The sequence below is a fragment of the Nocardiopsis sp. TNDT3 genome, assembly GCF_003427465.1.
Taxonomy (GTDB): Bacteria; Actinomycetota; Actinomycetes; order Streptosporangiales; family Streptosporangiaceae; genus Nocardiopsis; species Nocardiopsis dassonvillei.
Map to the genome: position 1 here is coordinate 1 of NZ_QPFC01000719.1, position 1,681 is coordinate 1,681.

The following is a 1,681-nucleotide window of genomic DNA, read 5'->3' on the forward strand; positions in this document are numbered from 1 at the left end:
GGCCGCCACCACTCCCCGACTCCCCTCCCGAAGGTCCACCCATGCCCATCGCACTCCTAGCCCTGGCGGCCTTCATCGCCGTGATCATCGTCTGGAACGTCGTGTTCAAACGGAACATGGGCGAGGCGATGCTGCTCGGACTGGTCGTCACCGCGCTGTTCGCCGGGGCGCAGGCGCCCGCGTACCTGCTGCGGGGGCTGGTCGACGCCCTCACCCACGAGGTGCTCTACGCGGCCCTGGCCTTCGTGTTCATGGCCTACCTGATCGACGTCACGGGCCTGATCCAGCGGATCCTGGCCATCCTGAACTCCCTCTTCGGACGCGTCCGCGGCGGCCCCGCCTTCATCGACACGGCCGGTTCCGCGGTCTTCGGCGCCCTGTCCGGGTCCAACTCCGCCAACACCGCCTCCAGCGGCTCCTTCACCGGCCCCTGGATGGTGCGCACGGGGTGGTCCCCCACCCGCGCCGCCACGGTGATGGCCGGCAACGGGGGGATGGGCGCGGCCCTGCCCCCCAGCGCCTCCATGGTCATCATGATCGGCTTCGCCGGGGGCATGGTCAGCACCGGCCAGGTCTACATGGGCCTGCTCGCGGCCGGGACCTACCAGATCCTGCTCAGGTTCGCCCTGATCGCGTACTTCGTGCGCAGGGACGGCATCCCCAGGGCCGACGAGACCGACCTGCTGCCCCTGCGCGAGTCCCTGCGGCAGGGTGCGGGAGCCCTGACCATCTTCCTGGGCGCGCTCATCCCGATCGTGATCACGGCGGGGCCCCTGGCCGACTACCTGGAGAACTCCACCCCGCTCGGCGGGGCCGTGGGGGAGATTTCGCTGCTGATCTGGATCCCGATCCTGATCATCGTGTTCTCCCTCGTCGCCGGACGCGACCGCCTGCCCCGGAACCCGCGGGACTGGTCGGCCCTGCTCGACGGCGCCCTGCCCAAGTTCGCCACCATCGGGGCCCTGCTGTTCTTCGCCATCGCGGCCAGCGAGATCCTGGCCCGCCTCGGCCTCGCGGAGGACGTCAACACCCTGCTGGAGAACCTGCCGGTCAACCGCGTCCTGCTGGTGGTGGCCGTCGGACTGGTGGTCACCCTGGTCGCCGGGCCGCTCTCCTCCACGGCGACCCTCACCGCGGTCGGGCAGATCTCCTTCCTGGCACTGGTGGGCGTGGGGGTCGACCCGCTCCTGGCGGTGATCGCCATCCTGGTGTTCGCCTCCACCGAGGGGGCCTCCCCGCCCGCGTCCGGGTCGATCTTCGTGGCGGCCGGACTGACGGGCGCCCGACCCGAGAGCACCTTCCTGCCGCTGATCGTCTACTACATGATCCCGATCTTCCTGATCGGCTGCCTCATCGGTTGGGGCGTCCTACCGGTCTTCGGAGGCTGAACATGACCACCATCAGATCCCGCGCCCTCGTCGTGGTGCGCACCCTGTTCAAACTGGGCCTCGTCGCCTGCTTCCTCCTCGGCGTCCTGCTCGTCGCCGGTCAGCTGGCCGGGGTCATCGCGCGGCGGCCGGACTGGATCACGACCACCTCGGACCTGTTGTTCGTCCCCGCGGTCGCGGCCGCGGCGGCCTTCGGGGTCCTCGGGTTCCTGGCCAACTACCTCACCGAGGACGAGGGCGGGGGCGAGGACTGAGGCGCTCCGAGGGGGAGTGACCGACCCGCCGGGGGCGGT

Annotated in this window: 2 protein-coding genes; both read left to right on the forward strand. The window is 70.5% G+C overall.

Translation table 11 applies throughout. From position 1 onward, the window contains the following. Positions 1-41: 41 nt before the first annotated feature. On the forward strand, positions 42-1,388 hold the full coding sequence (locus tag DQW06_RS17810) for a TRAP transporter large permease subunit (protein WP_013152180.1): 1,347 nt from the start codon (positions 42-44) through the stop codon (positions 1,386-1,388). A gap of 2 nt (positions 1,389-1,390) precedes the next feature. Then, positions 1,391-1,642 (forward strand): hypothetical protein, encoded by a 252-nt coding sequence (locus tag DQW06_RS17815; protein ID WP_071621709.1) that lies wholly within the window; start codon positions 1,391-1,393, stop codon positions 1,640-1,642. The last annotated feature ends 39 nt before the right edge of the window (positions 1,643-1,681 follow it).